Consider the following 2,065-nt stretch of genomic DNA (forward strand, 5'->3'; position numbering starts at 1 on the left):
CCTTTCATTTTCGATATCCGTGTCAATTTTCTCGGTGGTGAAGGTTCCTTTTACGTCTAAGAACACAATATCCTCCAATCTGATCGCATGTTAGTCCAAACCATGTATATGCCGTCTTATGAAGCCCTTAAGCCACAATTTCACGCGAAAATATGTCGTCGTATACGCCAGGAAAGCAAAAACGAGAAGAAACAAAATCACACCAATTCCCAGCTGAGCGAAAATGTGGAATAATGATGCCATCAAAAGCATCATCAACAAAGCGAGTTGCAATGGTCGTAGCGAAACATAATATGCAACATCAATGCCGCCTTCGGGTGTCTCATTGAAACGTAATTTCCCTTCATACCATGCTAGAGCAAAAGAAGTCGTTTCCCAGCTAAACGCATAGTACGAGCCCTTCCATTTGATATCACCGCTTTCAATCAATGCTACCTTCACACGTGCTGACCTGAGATCTTTTATTATGTCATCCTTCACTATATTCATCTCATAGCCAGGCGTCTTGACTTTGATTGAACCCTTGACGTCTAAGAACACAATAGTTTCCAATCTGATCGCATGTTAGTCACCTCAATAACGCCACTACTAGAAAACTCGCCATCTTGTATAGAATTCGATAAACCAATTTGCTGTATATTCAAACCCACTGCTATACAATAGATTTTCCTGCTTCCTGAAATCACAACCGCCATCTACCCCAATATCAACACCATTCTCAATGTAATAGCTAAATTCCAATTCCGGTCTGATTCCGTATGTGCTTTGCGAATTTGCACCTTGCGGTACGATATGATTATAGTACAAGGAGACGATGCCTTCCAGCAAGATGAAATCTATGATGCCATATCCATACCTAGCCTGGATATCCACTCTATGGAACAGGGCATCATCATACCATGCAGCAATATATGAGGTATTAAACGTCATTTGTCTGCGTAGATCAATAGGCTTACCGTATTCGTATTTTACCCGTATCCCCGGTATGTAGTAGTAGGAATAAAAGAGTGGAAATTCCAACTTCGTATAACGATTCGTTCTAGCATCGTTGTTTATGTTGTCGGCTATCATATCGATACTAAACCGAGATCCAAACATTCTCTGCCAGTATCCGTACTCTACTGGCCATCGATAACGGGGCGTAGCCTGGAGTACAGAATATATCTTGAACCACGTGAAAGCTGGTATGGGTTTATTACATGCGGGATCAGAACCGAGCACTTCTTCAATTTCTTGGAAGAAATACTTCAGATGCCTATCATATTGGAATCGAAAGAAATCTTCTTTTGAAAGAAGTTGAGCTACTAGTAAAATGGTTTCTCTGGTCAAACCCTTGTCTATTATTCCATCTTTCAATAATATCTCGTTTACGTGAAGAGCCATGGCCACGTGCTGGCCTTCTCTCAAGTGGCCCATCCCGCTACCAATCTCAACATCAGACCGTAGATTGGGCTCCCAGTCAGGGCTATATGTATAAACCCGAAAATTCAGCTTCCCATGTAGGAACAACGGCAAGGAAAAGGGATAATGCCGTATCTCCGCATTGCTATAGCAATCAATGCCCGACAAATACCTGTGGTCGCCCCTCACGCCAAATAGAAGGTCAATTTCTGTTGTATCACTGAGAAGCCGGAAATAGGGTCGAATATCCGCGTAGTAGCCTATATCATCACCATAATAGTACCTATCCAATCCAGCCGAGAACCACAGACCAAATATTTTTTGACTGGGTAAGCGGAAATCCTGTATTCTCATCCCGTCATTCTGCGTAGTCGCTAAAAGCATGGTGGAGAACAAGGTTAAATACAACACAACTTTTCTTACCATCTTTCCTCCCCAGAATTGTAGTCTGCGATAGAATTGTGTCAATACTGATTCAAAGATCTAAAGAAGAGGAGCCAGCCGAAAAGCCAGCTCCTCACTTTGTGCGGTATTTGTGCGGTGTATTTACCAAAACGTAAGGTAACATACAGAAAATCCCTCAAAGGACAGAATGGGTGAAAACATTATCTGGCTTGCATTTGCTTGATTTTGGCTGAAATATCGAAGGTTGTCTGAAATGGTG

At 42.1% G+C, this 2,065-nt stretch carries 2 protein-coding genes; both read right to left on the reverse strand.

All coding sequences use genetic code 11. The features are described from left to right. Positions 1-90: 90 nt before the first annotated feature. On the reverse strand, positions 91-540 hold the full coding sequence (locus OEV79_12595; protein MDH4212275.1) for a hypothetical protein: 450 nt from the start codon (positions 538-540) through the stop codon (positions 91-93). A gap of 48 nt (positions 541-588) precedes the next feature. Beyond that, entirely contained in the window at positions 589-1,827 is a 1,239-nt protein-coding gene (locus OEV79_12600; GenBank protein ID MDH4212276.1) for a hypothetical protein, read from the reverse strand. Between the last annotated feature and the right edge of the window lie 238 nt (positions 1,828-2,065).

This window comes from candidate division WOR-3 bacterium, assembly GCA_029858255.1.
Taxonomy (GTDB): Bacteria; Hydrothermota; Tepidihabitantia; order SM23-42; family SM23-42; genus SM23-42.